The 16,791-nt window shown below is 61.6% G+C and carries 13 protein-coding genes; 7 read left to right on the top strand and 6 right to left on the bottom strand.

The window, feature by feature from the left end; genetic code table 11:
* Positions 1-52: 52 nt before the first annotated feature.
* Entirely contained in the window at positions 53-940 is an 888-nt protein-coding gene (locus tag DKY63_RS04550; protein ID WP_110962995.1) for a phosphate/phosphite/phosphonate ABC transporter substrate-binding protein, read from the bottom strand.
* Entirely contained in the window at positions 928-3,255 is a 2,328-nt protein-coding gene (locus DKY63_RS04545) for a putative bifunctional diguanylate cyclase/phosphodiesterase (RefSeq protein ID WP_110962994.1), read from the bottom strand. The genes DKY63_RS04550 and DKY63_RS04545 overlap by 13 nt, the downstream gene beginning before the upstream one ends.
* 195 nt (positions 3,256-3,450) lie before the next feature.
* Here DKY63_RS04545 and DKY63_RS04540 point away from each other — a divergent pair, with 195 nt between their 5' ends.
* The 3 genes from DKY63_RS04540 (at position 3,451) to DKY63_RS04530 (ending at position 6,647) form a co-directional block, all read left to right on the top strand.
* Positions 3,451-4,974, top strand: a complete 1,524-nt coding sequence (locus DKY63_RS04540; RefSeq protein ID WP_110962993.1) for a CoA-acylating methylmalonate-semialdehyde dehydrogenase — start codon at positions 3,451-3,453, stop codon at positions 4,972-4,974.
* Between the two features lie 79 nt (positions 4,975-5,053).
* Positions 5,054-5,716: a TetR/AcrR family transcriptional regulator gene (locus DKY63_RS04535; RefSeq protein WP_110962992.1), complete on the top strand. Its 663-nt coding sequence runs from the start codon at positions 5,054-5,056 to the stop codon at positions 5,714-5,716.
* Positions 5,709-6,647 (top strand): LysR family transcriptional regulator, encoded by a 939-nt coding sequence (locus tag DKY63_RS04530; RefSeq protein WP_110962991.1) that lies wholly within the window; start codon positions 5,709-5,711, stop codon positions 6,645-6,647. The genes DKY63_RS04535 and DKY63_RS04530 overlap by 8 nt, the downstream gene beginning before the upstream one ends.
* 14 nt (positions 6,648-6,661) lie before the next feature.
* Here DKY63_RS04530 and DKY63_RS04525 read toward each other — a convergent pair whose 3' ends face one another.
* Positions 6,662-7,228 (bottom strand): TetR/AcrR family transcriptional regulator, encoded by a 567-nt coding sequence (locus DKY63_RS04525; protein ID WP_110962990.1) that lies wholly within the window; start codon positions 7,226-7,228, stop codon positions 6,662-6,664.
* Positions 7,229-7,313: 85 nt separating this feature from the next.
* On the opposite strand from DKY63_RS04525, the gene DKY63_RS04520 reads away from it, so the two are divergent.
* From DKY63_RS04520 to DKY63_RS04505, 4 genes are all read left to right on the top strand, one after another.
* Positions 7,314-7,910, top strand: coding sequence for a 2-hydroxychromene-2-carboxylate isomerase (locus DKY63_RS04520; protein WP_110962989.1), 597 nt, complete (start codon positions 7,314-7,316; stop codon positions 7,908-7,910).
* A 55-nt stretch (positions 7,911-7,965) separates the two neighbouring features.
* The gene (locus DKY63_RS04515) at positions 7,966-8,706 is read left to right on the top strand and encodes an SDR family oxidoreductase (protein ID WP_110962988.1); all 741 of its coding nucleotides are present in this window, start codon (positions 7,966-7,968) and stop codon (positions 8,704-8,706) included.
* 141 nt (positions 8,707-8,847) lie between these two features.
* Complete coding sequence (locus tag DKY63_RS04510; RefSeq protein ID WP_239499377.1) at positions 8,848-10,326, top strand: DUF1254 domain-containing protein; 1,479 nt, start codon at positions 8,848-8,850, stop codon at positions 10,324-10,326.
* A gap of 154 nt (positions 10,327-10,480) precedes the next feature.
* Positions 10,481-11,344 carry an MBL fold metallo-hydrolase gene (locus tag DKY63_RS04505; RefSeq protein WP_110962987.1) on the top strand — a complete coding sequence of 288 codons (864 nt, stop codon included), beginning with the start codon at positions 10,481-10,483 and terminating at the stop codon, positions 11,342-11,344.
* 478 nt (positions 11,345-11,822) lie between these two features.
* Here the strand turns inward: DKY63_RS04505 and DKY63_RS04500 are convergent, their stop codons facing one another.
* The 3 genes from DKY63_RS04500 to DKY63_RS04490 form a co-directional block, all read right to left on the bottom strand.
* A complete protein-coding gene (locus DKY63_RS04500; protein ID WP_110962986.1) occupies positions 11,823-12,599 on the bottom strand; it encodes an SDR family NAD(P)-dependent oxidoreductase in 777 nt (258 codons plus the stop codon).
* Between the two features lie 65 nt (positions 12,600-12,664).
* The gene (locus DKY63_RS04495; RefSeq protein ID WP_110962985.1) at positions 12,665-14,776 is read right to left on the bottom strand and encodes a 3-hydroxyacyl-CoA dehydrogenase NAD-binding domain-containing protein; all 2,112 of its coding nucleotides are present in this window, start codon (positions 14,774-14,776) and stop codon (positions 12,665-12,667) included.
* Positions 14,777-14,937: 161 nt separating this feature from the next.
* A complete protein-coding gene (locus tag DKY63_RS04490; RefSeq protein ID WP_110962984.1) occupies positions 14,938-16,740 on the bottom strand; it encodes an acyl-CoA dehydrogenase in 1,803 nt (600 codons plus the stop codon).
* Between the last annotated feature and the right edge of the window lie 51 nt (positions 16,741-16,791).

Raw genomic sequence — 16,791 nt, 5'->3', positions numbered from 1 at the left:
TTGAATTTAAGTTATTCAGTAAGCGATATATCTGGATCCTTGCACCGACAACTCAGGGCTGCACAGGCCTGGGCTGCATCATCTGCAACAACGGCGCATATTCGGCGTGGCTGACCGGGACGATGCCGGAGGCGTCCTGGGAGTCGAGGAATTCACGCAGATTGCCCGGGTTGTTCAGCATCGCCGCGCGAACCTGTTTTTTCAGCGAGTCACACAGAGTGCTACTAAAGACAAACGGATCGTAGTAGATCGGCTCCGAGCGCCACAGCACCTTGAAGGTCTTGCGAGTGATCTGGCCGCTGTCCAGGTAAGCATCGGCGCGCACGCTGGAGACAAAAGCTGCATCCACCTTGCCTTCGCGCAGGGCATCCAGGGCCTTGTCATGGGAGCCTGAATAGACAATGGAGCTGAAAAACTGCGGCAGCGGCAAGCCGACCTGTGCGCTGAATTCGGCGTTCGGCACCACGCCGCCCGAGGTACTGACCGGATCGGCCAGTGCAACCCGTTTGTTGCGAAGTGCCTCGATGTCGCCGGCGACCTCGCCACGGGCCAGCAACAGTGCCTGGTAATGATGGCCCGCCGGCGTGAAGTAGCCATGACTGATGGTCAGGCTGGCGAAAGGCTCGATACGCGGGTCACGCTGGTAAGCCAGGATGTAAGAGGCCGGACCCAGCCAGGCGATGTCCACGCCGCCGGAAACAATGGCGTCGACCACGCTTTCGTAGGAGGACGCCGGAACGATCTCCACCGGAATGCCCAGCGCGTCGCTCAACTGCTTGAGCAACGGCTGATGTTCACGCAACAACGCCTCCATGCTTTTCTTGGGGATGACCGCCATCCGCAGGCTCTGCTGTGAGCAGCGGGCCTGTACCTGATTGGCCATCAGTAAGGTCAGCAGCAAGGTCAGCAGCACCACGATCAAACACTTCACTGCACGCATAGGTCTTCAACCAGGTTGCTAAAGGGGGAATATTCGCGCAGCTGTTCCAGAGACAACGGCCTGCTGAAGTGATAGCCCTGGGCGACACCGCAACCGGCCAGCTTGAGGCACACCACCTGGGCCCGGGTCTCCACGCCCTCGGCCACCACTTCCAGGCCCAGGCGTTTGGCCAGGATGATGGTCGAGGAAACGATGGGGCTGTCATCGGGGCTGTTGGACAGCGGGGTGATCAGGGTGCGATCGATCTTCAACCGGGTCAGGGGCAGGGCCTGCAGGTGGGCGAAACCGGCGTAACCCTTGCCGAAGTCATCAAGGCTGATGTGCAGGCCCGCATTGCGCAGACGCTGAAGATGCTCGATGGCTTGCCCGACATGGTCCAGCACGGTGGTTTCGGTGATTTCCAGTTCGAGGAATTTCGGCTCGATCGAATACCACTCCAGCTCATTCAACACCCGCTGGCTGAAGTCCGCCTGGCGCAGCTGGATCGCCGAGACGTTGATCGCCAGTCGCACGTAGCGTTTTTGCTGGTGCCAGAGCGACAGGTTCTCGCAGGCCAGGCGCAGTACCTCCCAGCCCAGGGCCACGATAAATCCGCTGCGCTCGGCCAGCGGGATGAATCGATCCGGGTACAGCAGGCCGAACTCGGGGTGCTCCCAACGGACCAGCGCCTCGTAGCCATCGACAGCCATGGAGTCCAGGCGGATCTGTGGTTGGTAATGCAGCACGAATTGGCGCTCGCTGAGGGCGCTGGCGAACGCCTGCTCCAGAATGAACTCTTCGACATCGGCGACATTCAGCGAGGGATCGAAGAAACGAAATTGCCCCCGGCCCGCGCGCTTGGCCGAGTACATCGCCGCATCCGCGTTGCGAATCAGTTCGTCGATGTCCTGACCGTCACGGGGACAGATGCTGACGCCGACGCTGGGGCTGGTACTGAGTTCATGTTCGTTGAGCGAATAGGTGGCCGACAGTTTTTGCACCAATGTTCGTACCCAGGCATCAATCTGATCTTCGGAGCGATCCCCGGCCAACAGCACGACAAACTCGTCGCCGCCGAACCGCGCCGCTTCATCGCCCGGTTCGAGCAGTCGACTGATCCGTCCGGCCACCGCCTGCAGCAACAGATCACCGACCTTGTGTCCCAGGGAATCGTTGATCGATTTAAAACGGTCCATATCGATGAAAAGGATCGCCAGCAGTCGCCGCTTGCCGCGCTGGGCAGCCAGGGTTTGTGCCGCGACCTCAAGAAACTGCCGCCGATTATGCAGGCCGCTCAGGTGATCGGTAGCCGCCGCGAGACTGCTTCGGCGATGGGATTCCTCCAGTCGGCCAATCAATTGCTGATTGACGTGCTCGGACTGCTCCAGGGCATCGAAGGCTTCCTGGCTTTTGCGCAAGACCCGCAATGTCCATAGCAGGCTGCCCACGATCAGCAGCGTCATGCACAGGTTCAGCCACAACTGGCGTCTTTGGCTCTGTCGCGAAGACGCGAGGATCTCGTCATCAGCCTGGCTGATCAGCACGCTGAAGCCGCGTTGCGGCACTCGCAGGTACATACTCTGATAAGGAACGGCAGAGACGTACTGAGTCAGGCTGCCACTGGCATCGCCGATGTTCGGCAGTTCGGGCGTCAACGGTGTGCCGGCGATCATCACGCCACTGCTGCTGACGCGCAGCCGCTCCTGACCCTCGCTATCGAGCAGCCGCATGAAGCCGCTTTGGCCCAGGTCGATGTGTTCCAGCAGCGCAGCCAGGTAACCGACATCCAGTTGCACGACGAGAAGGCTGTCCATTTTGCCCGTGGCCGAATCAAGCAGCGGCAGCAGGAATGGCAAACGCCAATTGGGCAACAGCGACTCGCGTTGGACATTGAGCACGTCCGGCAGCAGCGCCTTGAAACCATGTCGCTCGACATGCCTTTGCAATTGCGTCAGCCATTCGGCGGGCAGTTGCTGCGGCTCCTCCGGGTGGCTGGTGGACAGCAATCGACCTTCGTTGTCGTACAGGCTCATGCGCTTGAATACCGGATCCTCGGCGAGCATTCGCACCAGATCGCGATGATGCTGGCCCGGGGCTTCCATTTCACTGCGGGTCACTTTTCCTACCGCCTGGGCGCGGTCGACCAATTGCCGCAGGTTTTGCGCGGTGATGGTTGCCAGGTTCAGGTGTTCTGCGGATTTGGCGGCGAAGGCTTCGTGCTGGGAGGTGGCTTTCTGCTGGAAATACAGCGCCCAGAGAAACACCAGCGTGGCTGCGCACAGCACCATCAACAGTAATTGCAGAAAGCTCAAGGAGCTGAAGGACCGGCGGATCACGGGTTATTTTCCTGCCGAAGAGTGATGGCACAATAGAATCGCACTGTTACGGATTCATGACGGCTGCCTTTATGAGGTGAGGGTCAATTGTTCGCTGTGGCGAACAATCAATTCAGTTTTTTGCCGTAGTCAGGCCGATAGTCGCTGCTTACTCTGGCGCTGACATTCACCTTCACCCGCGCAGCGAGACCAGTCATGACCCATGCCAGCGACAACCAGGAAATTGCTCAGTACATCCACGGGGTCCGCGTCACCGGTAGCGGAACCCGCACCCAACCTGTGTTCAATCCTGCCACCGGTGCCGTCAGCACCCACGTGCGCCTGGGCAATGTCCAGGATGTAGACGCCGCCGTGGCGTCCGCTGCAGCGGCCTTTCCGGCCTGGGCGGACACACCGCCGATTCGCCGGGCCCGGGTATTGTTCAAGTTTCTGGAGCTGTTGAATCAGCATAAGGATGAGCTGGCGCACATCATCACCGCCGAGCACGGCAAGGTCTTCACCGATGCTCAGGGCGAAGTGGCCCGGGGTATCGATATCGTCGAGTTCTCCTGTGGCATCCCGCAGTTGCTCAAGGGCGACTTCTCCGATCAGGTGTCCACCAACATGGACAACTGGACGCTGCGCCAGCCGCTGGGCGTGGTGGCCGGCATCACCCCGTTCAACTTCCCGGTGATGGTGCCGATGTGGATGTTCCCGGTGGCCATCGCGGCGGGCAACACCTTCGTCCTCAAGCCAAGCCCGACCGATCCGAGCGCCAGCCTGTTCATGGCTGACCTGCTCAAGCAGGCCGGTTTGCCCGATGGCGTGTTCAACGTGGTGCAGGGCGACAAGGAAGCGGTGGATGCGCTGCTGGTGCACCCGGACGTCAAAGCGGTGTCTTTTGTGGGTTCCACGCCCATCGCTAACTACATCTACGAGACCGGCGCCCGCCACGGCAAGCGCGTGCAAGCCCTGGGCGGCGCGAAGAACCACATGGTGGTCATGCCTGACGCTGACGTCGATCAAGTGGTCGATGCCTTGATCGGCGCGGGTTATGGCTCGGCTGGCGAGCGTTGCATGGCGATCTCGGTGGCGGTGCTGGTCGGCGATGTGGCTGACAAGGTCATACCGAAACTGGTGGAACGTACCCAGGCGCTCAAAGTGCTCAACGGCAGCAACCTGGCCGCTGAAATGGGTCCGATCGTCACGCCGGCCGCGCATGCGCGCATCACCGGCTACATCGAAAAGGGCGTGAAGGAAGGCGCGCAACTGCTGGTGGACGGCCGCAACTTCAACAGCGCCGACGCCGGTGAAGGTTGCGAGGAAGGCTTCTGGATGGGCGGCACGCTGTTCGATAACGTCACGCCGGAAATGACCATCTACAAAGAAGAAATCTTCGGACCGGTGCTGGCCTGCATGCGCGTGCCTGACTTCGCCACCGCCGTGCAACTGGTCAACGATCACGAATTCGGCAACGGCGTGGCTTGCTTCACCCGCGATGGCAACGTCGCCCGTGAATTCAGCCGCCGTATCCAGGTCGGTATGGTCGGCATCAACGTGCCGATCCCGGTGCCGATGGCCTGGCAGGGCTTTGGCGGCTGGAAAAAGAGCCTGTTTGGCGACATGCATGCTTACGGCGAGGAGGGCGTGCGCTTCTACACCAAGCAGAAATCGATCATGCAACGCTGGCCGGAAAGCATCGGCAAAGGGGCCGAGTTCGCGATGCCGACGGCGAAGTAAGCCTGCAGTTTGAAGTGCGGGGGAAGGCAGGGTGAAAAAACGGTTGATTGATCAAGACGATCAGTCTATTAATTCGCCCATGACGAACATTCCAGCTACCCCCCGCAAGCGCGGTCGCCCGGCGAAAGCCGCCGGCGACCATCGAGAAACACGAGAAACCCTTTGCCGTGCGGGCGTTGCCGCCTTGACGGAAAAGGGTTTTTCCGCGACTGGCATCGACGAAATACTCAAATCGGTTGGTGTGCCAAAAGGGTCTTTCTATCACTTCTTCGCCAGCAAGGAAGCGTTCGGCAGCGAACTGATCACGCTGTACGCCCGCTATTTCGTGGCCAAGATCGATCACTTCCTGCTCGACGAAAGCCTGACGCCGCTCCAGCGCATCATGGCCTTTTGCGACGATGCCGAGCGCGGCATGCAGCGCTTCGATTTCCACCGAGGTTGCCTGGTTGGCAATCTGGGACAAGAGATGGGGGCGCTGCCGGAATCCTTCCGCGGGCAGCTGACCGATGTGCTGCTGGATTGGCAGGCCCGGTTCGAGCGCTGCCTGGAACAAGCCAAAGCCGTCGGCGAAATCCCCGGGGATGCGGATTGCGCGCGTCTGGCGGCGTTTTTCTGGATCGGCTGGGAAGGGGCCGTGCTACGCGCCAAACTTGAGCGTGACGGTGAAGCACTGCGGGTCTTTGGCGAGATGTTTTTGACGAGCCTGAGCGTTCGCACACCAGAACGATCGCATCATGGCTAGATTGGAAGTCGAACAGCTCTGGACCCATGTGCACTGGCTGGCGATCCTCGAAGAGCAGGGCACCTATACGGCGGCAGCGCTCCGGTTGGGCGTCAGCAAGTCGGCGGTGAGCCAGCGCATTGTCGAGCTGGAAAAAGCCACGGGGCTGAGCCTGGTGCAGCGCACGACCCGCAGCGTGCGCTTGACCGATGCCGGGCATGCTCTGGTCAGTGACGTGCGCAGCGCCTACGAGCAAATCGCCCGCAGCTTTTCCGATGTTCGCGATTCCGCCGGTGTCGCACGCGGGCTTCTGCGCCTGACCGCGCCAGTGGCCTTTGCCCGCCAGCAATTGGTGCCGGTTCTGGCCGGCTTCTTTCGCGAATACCCGGAAGTTCGGGTGCAACTCGACGTGTCCGATCAGATTTCTTCCATCGCCTCCGAGGGCTTTGACCTGGCCATTCGGCACAGCAATCAGATCCCGGACACCCATGTCGCCTGGAAACTCAGCCCGACCCGTTCCGTGCTGGTGGCGACTCGCAGTTATCTGGAGACATTCGGCGAGCCGAGGCATCCCGATGATCTGGCGGGACACAGTTGCCTGTTCTACCCACGGGGCAGTGATACACCGACCTGGGCCTTCGAGGCCCAGGGTGGCTCGCCAATGGCGGGGAAACGCCTGACGGTGCCGGTCAAGGGCATCTTCGCCACCAACAATAGCGAAGCCCTGCGGGATGCGGCGTTGACGGATCTGGGCATCGCGCTGCTGCCTGACTTTACCGCCCAGGCCGGGCTCAAGAGCGGGGCGCTGGTGCAGGTGTTGCCAGCCTGGCGCTCAGTCGGTGCCTTTCCTGAAGACATCTATCTGGTGCGCCCTTACTCCACCCACGTTCCGAGGGCAGTCAGCGTGTTTGTCGAGTATCTGCGTGGGCAGTTTGCCGGCGGATTCATGTAGCGGGGAGCTGACGCTTACGCTGGCTTGGTGAAGTGGTTCTTCTCGATGGCTTTGCGGGTCGAGGAGATGATCTCCTTGCGGGTCTTTTCGGTCTCGACCGAGCGGGACAGGACCAGCGCTCCCACGCATTGGGCAATTACCGCCCAGGCATCCTCGGGACTGCCCAGGCGCTCGGCCCAGGCTTTCTGGATGTCTTTCAAACCTTTCTCCACCGCCTCCCGTGCCTGCGGTTCGGCCCGGGCAATCTCCGCTCCCAACGCTGGCAGCACACAGCCTTCTTCAGGGTGAAGGACATGAAAGGTACTTAAGTAGCTGCGCACGGATTGCTCCAGCTGTTTGGCTGAAGCGTCCTGTCCGCCTGTCAGCATTTGCGTGCTGTTGCGCACTTCATTCTCGATCACCGCCTGGAACAGCGCCTGCTTCGAGGGGAAGTGGCTATAGAACGCGCCACCGGTCATGCCGATGCTGGCCATGAGGGCGTCGACGCCCGTGGTGCCGAAGCCACCTTTTTTGGTGACCGCCCTGGCCGCCTCGATCAGCTTTGCACGCGTCTCTTCCTTGTGGGTTTTGGAGTAGCGCATTGACCGTCCCCGGATCGTTTGACATTGGCGGGAGCGTAGCATAGGGTTCGTTAAGTAAACGATCGTTTTCCTATGAGAGGCGAATATGGCGAAGACCGTAGAGTTTTACTTTGATGTGGGCAGTCCGGCGTCTTATCTGGCCTGGACTCAATTGCCGGGAATCTGTGCGCGGGAGGGCGCAAGCCTGGTGTTCAAGCCGATGTTGCTGGGCGGCATCTTCCAGGCCACCGGCAATGCGTCACCCGCGGCGATACCGGCCAAGGGGCGCTATACCACCATTGATTTTCAGCGTTATGCCCGTCGCTACGACGTACCGTTCCGGTTCAATCCGCACTTTCCCATCAATACGCTCAACCTGATGCGCGCCGACATCGGCGTGCAGATCAGGCATCCCGAGCGATTCGAAACGATGCTGGCAGCCTTGTTCAAGGCACTGTGGGTCGACGGAGTGAATCTGAACCTGCCCGAGGGCGTTGCCGCTACCGTGATTGGCGCAGGATTTTCACTGGAAGAGATTCAAGCGCTGATCAGCGACCCGCAGATCAAATCCGCATTGAAAGACAACACCGATCAAGCCCTGGGTCGTGGTGTATTTGGCGCACCGACGATGTTTGTCGGCGATGAGATGTTCTTCGGCCAGGACCGTCTCGATTTCGTCATGGAAGCCCTGGCTGAAGCGTGAGCATTGCCGCTGGTGTCGATCCACAACAATTGCCCGATAAAGAGGATCCCTGTTCATGTCAGCTAACCCATCCACTGCAAAAGTAGCCCTCATCATTGGTGCCGGTGACGCCACCGGCGGCGCCATCGCCAAGCGTTTTGCCGCTGAAGGATTCACCACCTGCGTGACCCGGCGCGATGCCGACAAGCTTCAGCCACTGGTCGAAAGCATTCGTGCCAGCGGCGGCATCGCCCATGGCTTTGCCTCCGATGCCCGCAAGGAAGAGGAAGTCGTCGACCTGATCGAGCGCATCGAGACAGAGCTGGGTCCCATCGAAGTGTTCGTCTTCAACATCGGTGCGAACGTGCCGTGCAGTCTTCTGGATGAAACCGCCCGCAAGTACTTCAAGATCTGGGAAATGGCCTGTTTTTCCGCCTTTCTCAACGCCAGGGAAGTGGCCAAGCGCATGGTGACGCGGCAAAAAGGCACCATGCTGTTCACCGGTGCCACGGCCGGTCTACGTGGTTCGGCGAACTTCGCGGCGTTTGCCGGGGCCAAGCACGCACTGCGCGCGCTGGCACAAAGCGCCGCCCGCGAACTGGGCCCGAAAAACATTCACGTGGCCCATGTGGTGGTGGACGGGGCCATCGACACCGACTTCATTCGCACCAGTTTTCCGGAGCGTTATGCGCTGAAGGATGAAGACGGCATCCTCAATCCCGAGCACATCGCCGACAGCTATTGGTACCTGCACAGCCAGCCACGGGATGCCTGGACATTCGAGCTGGATTTGCGTCCGTGGATCGAGAAATGGTGATCAACCCGGCTCAAGGGGCTGTTACCGCAAGTCGGACGCTGAAGCCCGAGGGAGGCAGGCTGCCAATCTTCGGCTTCAATCACAGATGAGAATTTTTCTGTTGTATGTCCAACGTTCAGGATGCGGCCAGATGGAGGACACATGGTCACTCAAACCTTGAAGTTGCTGATGGCGTCGGCTGTCGTCCTGTCCACTGCGTTACCTTCGGCCCGGGCCGATACATTGCTGCCATCTCCGGGCTGGAGTGCCGCCATGACTGCGGGGCCTGACGCACGCGTCAAAGTTACCGAGCAATACGCTCGCATGGTGGCGCGTGACGCCTATTTCTGGGGCTGGCCGATGGTGAACATCTACAACCGGCGCCAGGCGTTCAGCCAGTCGCCCAAGGTCGGCTTGATGAACGGTGTTCTGCCGTTCGCGCCGCTCAACCGGCTGGCGATGCTGCACGACTACGTCCAGGCGGATCAGCGTTGGGTGGCCTGTCCCAATCAGGACGTGGTCTACGGCGGGGCGGTGGTGGCTCTGGATGTCTCGCCGGTGGTTGTCCAGGTGCCGGACTTTGGCGAGCGATTCTGGGTTTACCAGATCGTCGACCTGCGCACCGACAGCTTTGCCCAAATGGGCGCGATGTATGGGAGCAAGCCAGGTTTCTATTTGCTGGTCGGCCCCAACTGGAAGGGTGATGTCCCCAAAGGCATTACCAAGGTCTTTGTCGCCGGCACCGACACGGCCTTTGTGGTGCCACGGGTATTCATGGATGACACGCCGCAGGATCGGGAAAAGATCCAGTCGGTCATCGGTGGCATCGACATATACCCGCTCGCCGAATTCGACGGGAAGATGAAACAGCAGGACTGGCGCAAACTGCCGGCACTCAATTCCCCTGCCGAGGGCGGTGGCGAGGCGGAGACCCAGTGGGTCTTCCCCGACAAGTTCTTTGCCGAACTGCCGAAAGTGCTCAAGGACGCGCCGGCACTGCCGGGCGAGGAGGCGCGCTATGCGCAGATCCGGGCGGTGCTTGCAGCGGCCGACAGCGATCCGGCCTTGAAGCGGGCGATGGACGATGAGGCGGCGAAAGCCGAGAAAGAACTCGTGGACCCGCTGCTGCAGTTTCGCAATTGGGGGCTGCCGGCAGGCAACAACTGGACGACAACCGCCAATAACGCTGCGTTCGGCACTGATTACTTCACGCGCACGGCGGTGGCCAAGTCAAACATCCTGGTCAATTCACCCAACGAGACCAAGTATTTTTATCAGGACCTCGATGGCGCAGGGCAGCGCTTGAACGGCGCCAGGCACTACACCCTGACCTTTGCCAAGGGTGCAACTCCACCGGTGTTCGGTTTCTGGTCGCTAACCCTCTATGACGCCCAGCACTTCTTTGTGCCCAATGCGCTCAAGCGCTATTCCCTTGGCACCAAGAACAAGGGGCTCAAGTTCGAGAGCGACGGCTCTCTGATCCTCCATGTACAGGCCGACTCACCCGGTCCGGAAAAAGAGTCCAACTGGTTGCCCGCACCGAAGGACGCTGATTTCTCGCTTTACTTGCGCGCCTATGGCCCCGGGGCGGCCACCACCGACGGTTCGTGGTCACCGCCTGCGGTCGAGGCAAAAAACTAGCCTGTTCGATTGATCTGGCGCCGGCGGGGATATGCCTGACCCACCCCACTCGGGTGGGGGGCGAGCCGGTGCCGGCGGATTAACCTGTAGACCTCATAAAACGCGTCCGCCGCCCGTTGCGCAAAGGCGGCGCGAATACAAAGAGGTACTTGTCGTGAACCGTTGTATATCCACTCTGGCCGGTAGAAGTCGCAAGCTTGATGGTGGCGTGATGTTCGGTAATACGCCGCGGCAGTTATGGGCCGACTGGATCAAGCCTGACCAGGACAACCTGGTGGATCTGGCTTCACGGGGTTTGCTGGTGCAGCAGGGGGGAAGAAACATCCTCGTGCTGGCCGGCGCCGGTGCCTTGCTGGCGCCACTGCGCCGCACCTGCAGTTGCCAAAAGCACACCTCGGGGTTGCTCGAGAGCCTGGCGCAACACGGTCTGGCGGAAAGTGATATCAGTGCGGTGGTGCTGACGCACCTGCACGCGCAACTCACCCCTGAACTCTGTGCGGCAATTGAAGACGGCAATACACCGCGCCTGCTGTTTCCCACCGCGCATTACATCACCGGTGCGCGCCACTGGTCCCGCGCCTGTCACAACCATCCCCATGATCGTGCCTTGTTCGTGCGCCAGATCGTGCATCGCCTCGAAAGCAGCGGTCGGCTGGTGCTGGTCGATGGCGCCCGTTGCAAGGAACTGGGTGATGGCTGGCAATTCCATTTCAGCGATGGCTACACGCCGGGGCAATTGATCCCGGAAATCGCCATGCCCGGCGGGCCGGTGGTGTTCGCAGGCGACCTGATTCCCGGCACGCATTGGCTGCGCCTGGACGTCACCACGGCCAACGACCGTAACCCGGAAGGCCTGGTGGGTGAGAAGGAGCGGCTGCTGGACCATCTGGTGGCCAGTGGCGGGCGCCTGGTGTTCTCCAGTGATCCGGAGATTGCGATGATCAAGGTCATGCGTGATCGGCAATCGCGTTACCTGCCGTTTGACCCGCACACTGCGTTGAGCCGATTCGAGTTTTGAGGGTTCCTTGCTGGCCGGCATTCGACTGTGCTTACGCCATCGCGGGCAAGCCTTGCTCCCACAGGTTCCGCGTTGATCACATTATTTATGATCGACGCATAACCCTGTAGGAGCGAGCCTGCTCGCGATGAGGCCGGGTCAGCCAACATCAATGTTGACTGACACACCGCCATCGCGGGCAAGCCTTGCTCCCACAGGTTCCGTATTGATCACATTATTTATGATCGACGCATAACCCTGTAGGAGCGAGCCTGCTCGCGATGAGGCCAGGTCAGCCAACATCAATGTTGACTGACGCACCGCCATCGCGGGCAAGCCTTGCTCCCACAGGTTCCGCATTGATCACATTATTTATGATCGACGCATAACCCTGTAGGAGCGAGCCTGCTCGCGATGAGGCCAGGTCAGCCAACATCAATGTTGACTGACGCACCGCCATCGCGAGCAGGCTCGCTCCCACAGTTTTGATAATCAGCGTCTACAAACTACCCACCAGATGCCCACCGTCCACCGCCAGTACCGCCCCCGTCATGAAAGCCCCGGCGTCGCTCGCCAGCAGCAGGAAAGGCCCTTCCAGTTCCTGCAGGCTGCCCAACCGGCGCATCGGCACGATGTCGCGGATGTAGGCCTGGCCCTTGTCACTGTCGAAATACGCGTCATTCATCTCGGTCTTGAAGTACCCCGGCGCAATCGCATTGACCCGGATCTGATAGCGCGCCAGCTCCAGCGCCAGTGACTTGCTCAGTTGCACCACGCCGGCCTTGGCCGCGCAGTAGTGGCTGTAGCCGGTCCCCACGCGCAGGCCGAGTATCGAAGCGATGTTGACGATGCTCCCGGGCCGCTGCGCCTTGGCCAGCCGCTGGGCCGCGCATTGGGCGACGCGCCACACACCGTCGAGGTTGGTCGACAGCATGGCCTGCCAATCGCCCTCGCTGATCTCCAGTACCCGCTGGCCATTGCCGATACCGGCATTGTTGAGCACCACGTCGATTACCCCGAAAGCCGCTTCGCCTGCGTCAAACGCGGCTTCAACGCTGTCCCGGTCGGTCACGTCCAGGGTGACTGCCAGCGCTTCGCCGCCAGCCTCATGAATGCCTTGTGCCAGCTGCTGCAAACGCTCGATACGCCGCGCGCCGAGCACCACACGAGCGCCGGCGGCAGCGGCCACCCGGGCCAGATGGGCACCGATACCGCTGGAGGCGCCGGTCACCAGCACGGTCTTGCCGGCCAATGAAAATCGATTGAACAGGTCCATCACACATCCTCGCGATTATGCTGCCAACAGAAAACCGGCCCCACTGTGGGGGCCGGTTGTTCAACTCAGATACGTTCGATGCGGGTCTTGCCGGCGGCGACCAGGCGTTCCAGCAAGGGGGCAGGGTGGAACCACATCTCGCCGTATTCACCCAGTGCCTTGCGGTACTGGCGAATACCAGCCAGAACGTTTTCCAGGCCGATCTGCTCGGCATAGTGCATCGGCCCACCGAGCCAGGCCGGGAAGCCGTAGCCGTTGATCCACACCAGGTCAATATCGCCACTGCGCTCGGCGATGCCTTCGTCGAGCAACTGCAAGCCTTCGTTGATCAGCATGAACAGGCAGCGATCATGGATTTCCTGGTTGGAGATCGGACGACGCGGTATATGCAGTTCCCCCGCAATGCGTTCGGCCAGGGCAACCACTTCAAAGTCTTCCTTGCGCTCGCGGCCTTCATAAATGTACGCACCGCGCTTGGTCTTCTGACCGAAGCGACCGAGCGCGTTCAGTTCATCGGCGAGTCGGCAGTAGCTCGGATCATGGGCAATGGCTTCACGACGGGACTCGCGCACCAGGAAGCTGACGTCGATGCCCGCCAGGTCGTGCATCGCCATGACCCCCATGGCCAGGCCGAGATCGGTCAACACCTGATCGATCTGCGCCGGCGTGGCGCCTTCAAGCACCATGCGATGGGCTTCGCGGGAATAGGGTTCGAGCATGCGGTTGCCGATGAAGCCGAAGCACACGCCGGACACCACCGGGATCTTGCCGATGGTCTTGCCCAGTTTCAGGGTTGTCGCCAGCACCTCAGGCGCGGTGTGCTTGCCCCGAACCACTTCCAGCAGGCGCATGACGTTGGCCGGGCTGAAGAAGTGCAGGCCGATCACATCCTGCGGGCGGCGGGTCACGGCGGCGATCGCATCGACATCGAGGGTGGAGGTGTTGCTGGCGAGAATAGCGCCCGGTTTGCACACCTCATCCAGGGTGCGGAACACCTGCTGCTTGATCGGCAGGCTTTCGAACACCGCTTCGATCACCAAGTCGCAGTCGGCGATGTCGGCGTATTCGAGGGTGCCGGTCAGCAAGGCCATGCGCTGATCCAGCTCGGCCTGGGTCAATTTGCCCCGTTGCCGGCTGATCTCGTAACTGTTGCGGATTTGCCCCAGTCCGCGCTCAAGGGCCTCGGGCTTGAGTTCCAGCAGCGTGACGGGGATGCCGACGTTGGCGAAGTTCATGGCGATGCCGCCGCCCATGGTGCCGGCACCGATCACCCCAACCTTGGCCACCGGACGCAGGGCGGTGCTGGCACTGACGCCGCTTACCTTGCCCGCTTCGCGCCCAGCGAAGAACACGTGGCGCAGGGCTTCGGACTGGCTCGAGGCCTCGGCTTCCTTGAACAGCGCGACTTCGCGTTCCAGTCCCGCGCTCAGCGGCAGCACGCAGGCCGACTCGACGGCCGCCAGCACCAGGCGAGGCGCCAGGCGATTTTTCCAGCGCGGCTCGTGGCTGGCGCGATAGCGCGCGAAAAAGTCATCGGGCAGGGCGGCTGCAGGGTTGGCGTGGCGTTCGGCGGGACGGGCCGCTGCGCCGTCGCGGACCAATTCCCGGGCATAGCGGCGTGCGCCATCGAGCAAATCTTCGCCTTCACCGATCAAACGATCGATCAGCCCGAGCTCAAGGGCACGATCGGCACTGACCGGAACGCCGGACATCATCATCTCAAGCGCCGGTTCAGCGCCGATCAAACGCGGCAAACGCTGTGTGCCACCGGCGCCGGGCAGCAGGCCCAGATTGATTTCCGGCAGGCCGAGGCGGGCATTGCCGGCGCTGACGCGGTAACCGCAGGCCAGCGCCAGTTCCAGCCCGCCACCGAGGGCGAAGCGGCCGATGCAAGCGATCAGCGGCTTGTCGATTTGCGTCAGGCGAACCAGCAGGTCGGGCAGCGAAGGGGCGGCAAAGGACGCCGGCAGGCCGAATTCGGTGATGTCGGCGCCGGCACAGAACAGGCCGCTCTCGCCGTGCACAATAATCGCCGACACCGCCGGGTCGCTGGCGGCGCGCTCGCAGGCTTGCAGGATGGCCGCGCGCAGGGGTTGTCCGAGGGCGTTGACCGGAGGTGAAGCCAGACCGATCAGCGCGAGATTGTCTTCGACGTGGTAGGTGACCAGATTGCTCATGATGCTTTCCTGATTTTTGTTGTAAGGGCGCGTGCATCGCGGACCTGTGAATAACTACCGTAGGAGCGAGCCTGCTCGCGATGGGGCCCTGTCAGTCAAAAGATAACGATGGTGAATGTGACGGCCTCATCGCGAGCAGGCTCGCTCCCACAGCAGGTTCACTAGAACCAGCTGTCCTGCATGTAGTAGGCGACGTGATTGGCTTCGGTCAGCAACCGCGCCTGAGACGCCAGCGACGCCAGCTCCCAGCTCATGAAGTAATGCGCGGCCTGCAACTTGCCCTGATAGAAGTCGACGTCACTGCCGCTGGCGTTCGAATTCAAGGCACGGCTGGCCAACAGCGCCTTGCGCAGCCAGATCCAGCCAACCACCACGCGCCCGAACACATCCAGGTAAGGCGTGGCATTGGCCATGCCGAGGTTGGCATCGGCCGCCACTTGCGCCTGCAGGCTGGCGGTGACTTGCTCCAGCACACTCAATGCGTCGGCCAGCAGTGCAGCCAGCGGCGCGCAGTGGCTGTCATTGTTGGCCACCAGCAGGGTGGCCAGCACTTCGGCGGTGAACAGTCGATACCCGTCACCACCACGCGGCCCGAGTTTGCGACCCAGCAGGTCGATTGCCTGGATGCCTTCGGTGCCTTCATGGATCGGGTTCAGACGGTTGTCGCGGTAGTACTGCTCCAGCGGGTATTCGCGGGTGTAACCGGCGCCGCCCAGTACCTGCACACCAATCTCGGAGGCGAGCAGGCCGTAGCGCGAAGGCCAGGACTTGACCACCGGTGTCAGTACGTCGAGCAGCTCGGCGGCATTGCGGCGCTCCAGTGGCGTGGCGCAGGTGTGGGCATCTTCCACCAGGCTGCTGGCATACAGGCACAGCGCCAGGCTGCCCTCGGCATAGACCTTCTGTTGCAACAGCATCCGCCGCACATCGGCATGCTCGACGATGCGCACCTGTGGTGCTGCCGGGTTCTTGTTGCCGGGCAGGCGACCCTGCGGACGCTGACGGGCGTAGTCCAGGGCATGAATGTAGCTTTGATAAGCGAGGCTGGCGGCGCCCAGGCCGACGCCGATACGCGCCTCGTTCATCATCTGGAACATGTAGCTCAGGCCCTGATGCGCCTCGCCGACCAGATACCCTACGGCGCCGTCGTGCTCGCCGAAGCTCAGTACGGTGGAGGTGGTGTTGCGATAGCCCATCTTGTGCAGCAGGCCGGCCAGCGCTACGTCGTTGCGCTCGCCGACGCTGCCGTCGGCATTGACCAGGAACTTGGGCACCAAAAACAGCGAAATGCCCTTGGTGCCGGCCGGCGCGCCTTCGATCCGGGCCAATACCATGTGCACGATGTTGTCGGTCAGTTCGTGGTCGCCACCGGAGATGAACATCTTCTGGCCGAAGAGCCGGTAAGTGCCGTTTTCCGCCGGGCGTGCGGTGGTGCGCAAGTCGCCCAGCGCCGAACCCTGGCCGGGCTCGGTGAGGGCCATGGTGCCGCTGAAGCGGCCATCGAGCATCGGTGGCAGGAAGCGCTCGCGCAGTTGTGGGCCGGCAAAGGCTTTCACCAGGTTGGTCGCGCCGATGCTCAGGAACGAATAGGCGACCGTGGAGATATTGGCCGCATTGAAGTAAGCCATGCAGGCGCGCAGTACCACTTCCGGCAGTTGCAGGCCGCCATCTTCGAAGTCGTGGTGCGCGGCCAGGAAACCGGCCTGGGCGAAGGCATCCCAGGCGGCCTTGGTCTCGGGAATCATGTGCACCCGTTCGCCATCGAAGGTCGGTTCGTTGGCGTCGCCCTTGTGGTTGTGCGGGGCGAACAGCTCGCTGGCGATCTGGCGGGCGGTGGTGAGAGAGGCGTCGAACACGCCGCGGTCGTGGTCCGCGTAGCGTGGGCGTTGCAGCAACGCCTGGGTATCGAGCAGCTCGTAAAGCTGGAAGCGCAACTCGCGCTCGTTGAGCAGCAGGTCAGTCATGGCATCTCTCGTCTAACAGTGTGCAGTTGGGGCCATGGGATTCATGGCCCG

The organism is Pseudomonas putida (genome assembly GCF_003228315.1).
GTDB classification, from domain to species: domain Bacteria; phylum Pseudomonadota; class Gammaproteobacteria; order Pseudomonadales; family Pseudomonadaceae; genus Aquipseudomonas; species Aquipseudomonas putida_S.
Note: the sequence above shows the minus strand (reverse complement) of the source record. Positions and strands in the feature narration are given on the sequence as shown.

Coding starts and splice junctions, on each gene's coding strand:
- DKY63_RS04500 (WP_110962986.1), bottom strand. CDS start 12,599: ATGGACCTGTTCAATCGATTTTCATTGGCCGGCAAGACCGTGCTGGTG.
- DKY63_RS04530 (WP_110962991.1), top strand. CDS start 5,709: ATGGCTAGATTGGAAGTCGAACAGCTCTGGACCCATGTGCACTGGCTG.
- DKY63_RS04535 (WP_110962992.1), top strand. CDS start 5,054: ATGACGAACATTCCAGCTACCCCCCGCAAGCGCGGTCGCCCGGCGAAA.
- DKY63_RS04490 (WP_110962984.1), bottom strand. CDS start 16,740: ATGACTGACCTGCTGCTCAACGAGCGCGAGTTGCGCTTCCAGCTTTAC.
- DKY63_RS04495 (WP_110962985.1), bottom strand. CDS start 14,776: ATGAGCAATCTGGTCACCTACCACGTCGAAGACAATCTCGCGCTGATC.
- DKY63_RS04515 (WP_110962988.1), top strand. CDS start 7,966: ATGTCAGCTAACCCATCCACTGCAAAAGTAGCCCTCATCATTGGTGCC.
- DKY63_RS04510 (WP_239499377.1), top strand. CDS start 8,848: ATGGTCACTCAAACCTTGAAGTTGCTGATGGCGTCGGCTGTCGTCCTG.
- DKY63_RS04525 (WP_110962990.1), bottom strand. CDS start 7,228: ATGCGCTACTCCAAAACCCACAAGGAAGAGACGCGTGCAAAGCTGATC.
- DKY63_RS04520 (WP_110962989.1), top strand. CDS start 7,314: ATGGCGAAGACCGTAGAGTTTTACTTTGATGTGGGCAGTCCGGCGTCT.
- DKY63_RS04550 (WP_110962995.1), bottom strand. CDS start 940: ATGCGTGCAGTGAAGTGTTTGATCGTGGTGCTGCTGACCTTGCTGCTG.
- DKY63_RS04540 (WP_110962993.1), top strand. CDS start 3,451: ATGACCCATGCCAGCGACAACCAGGAAATTGCTCAGTACATCCACGGG.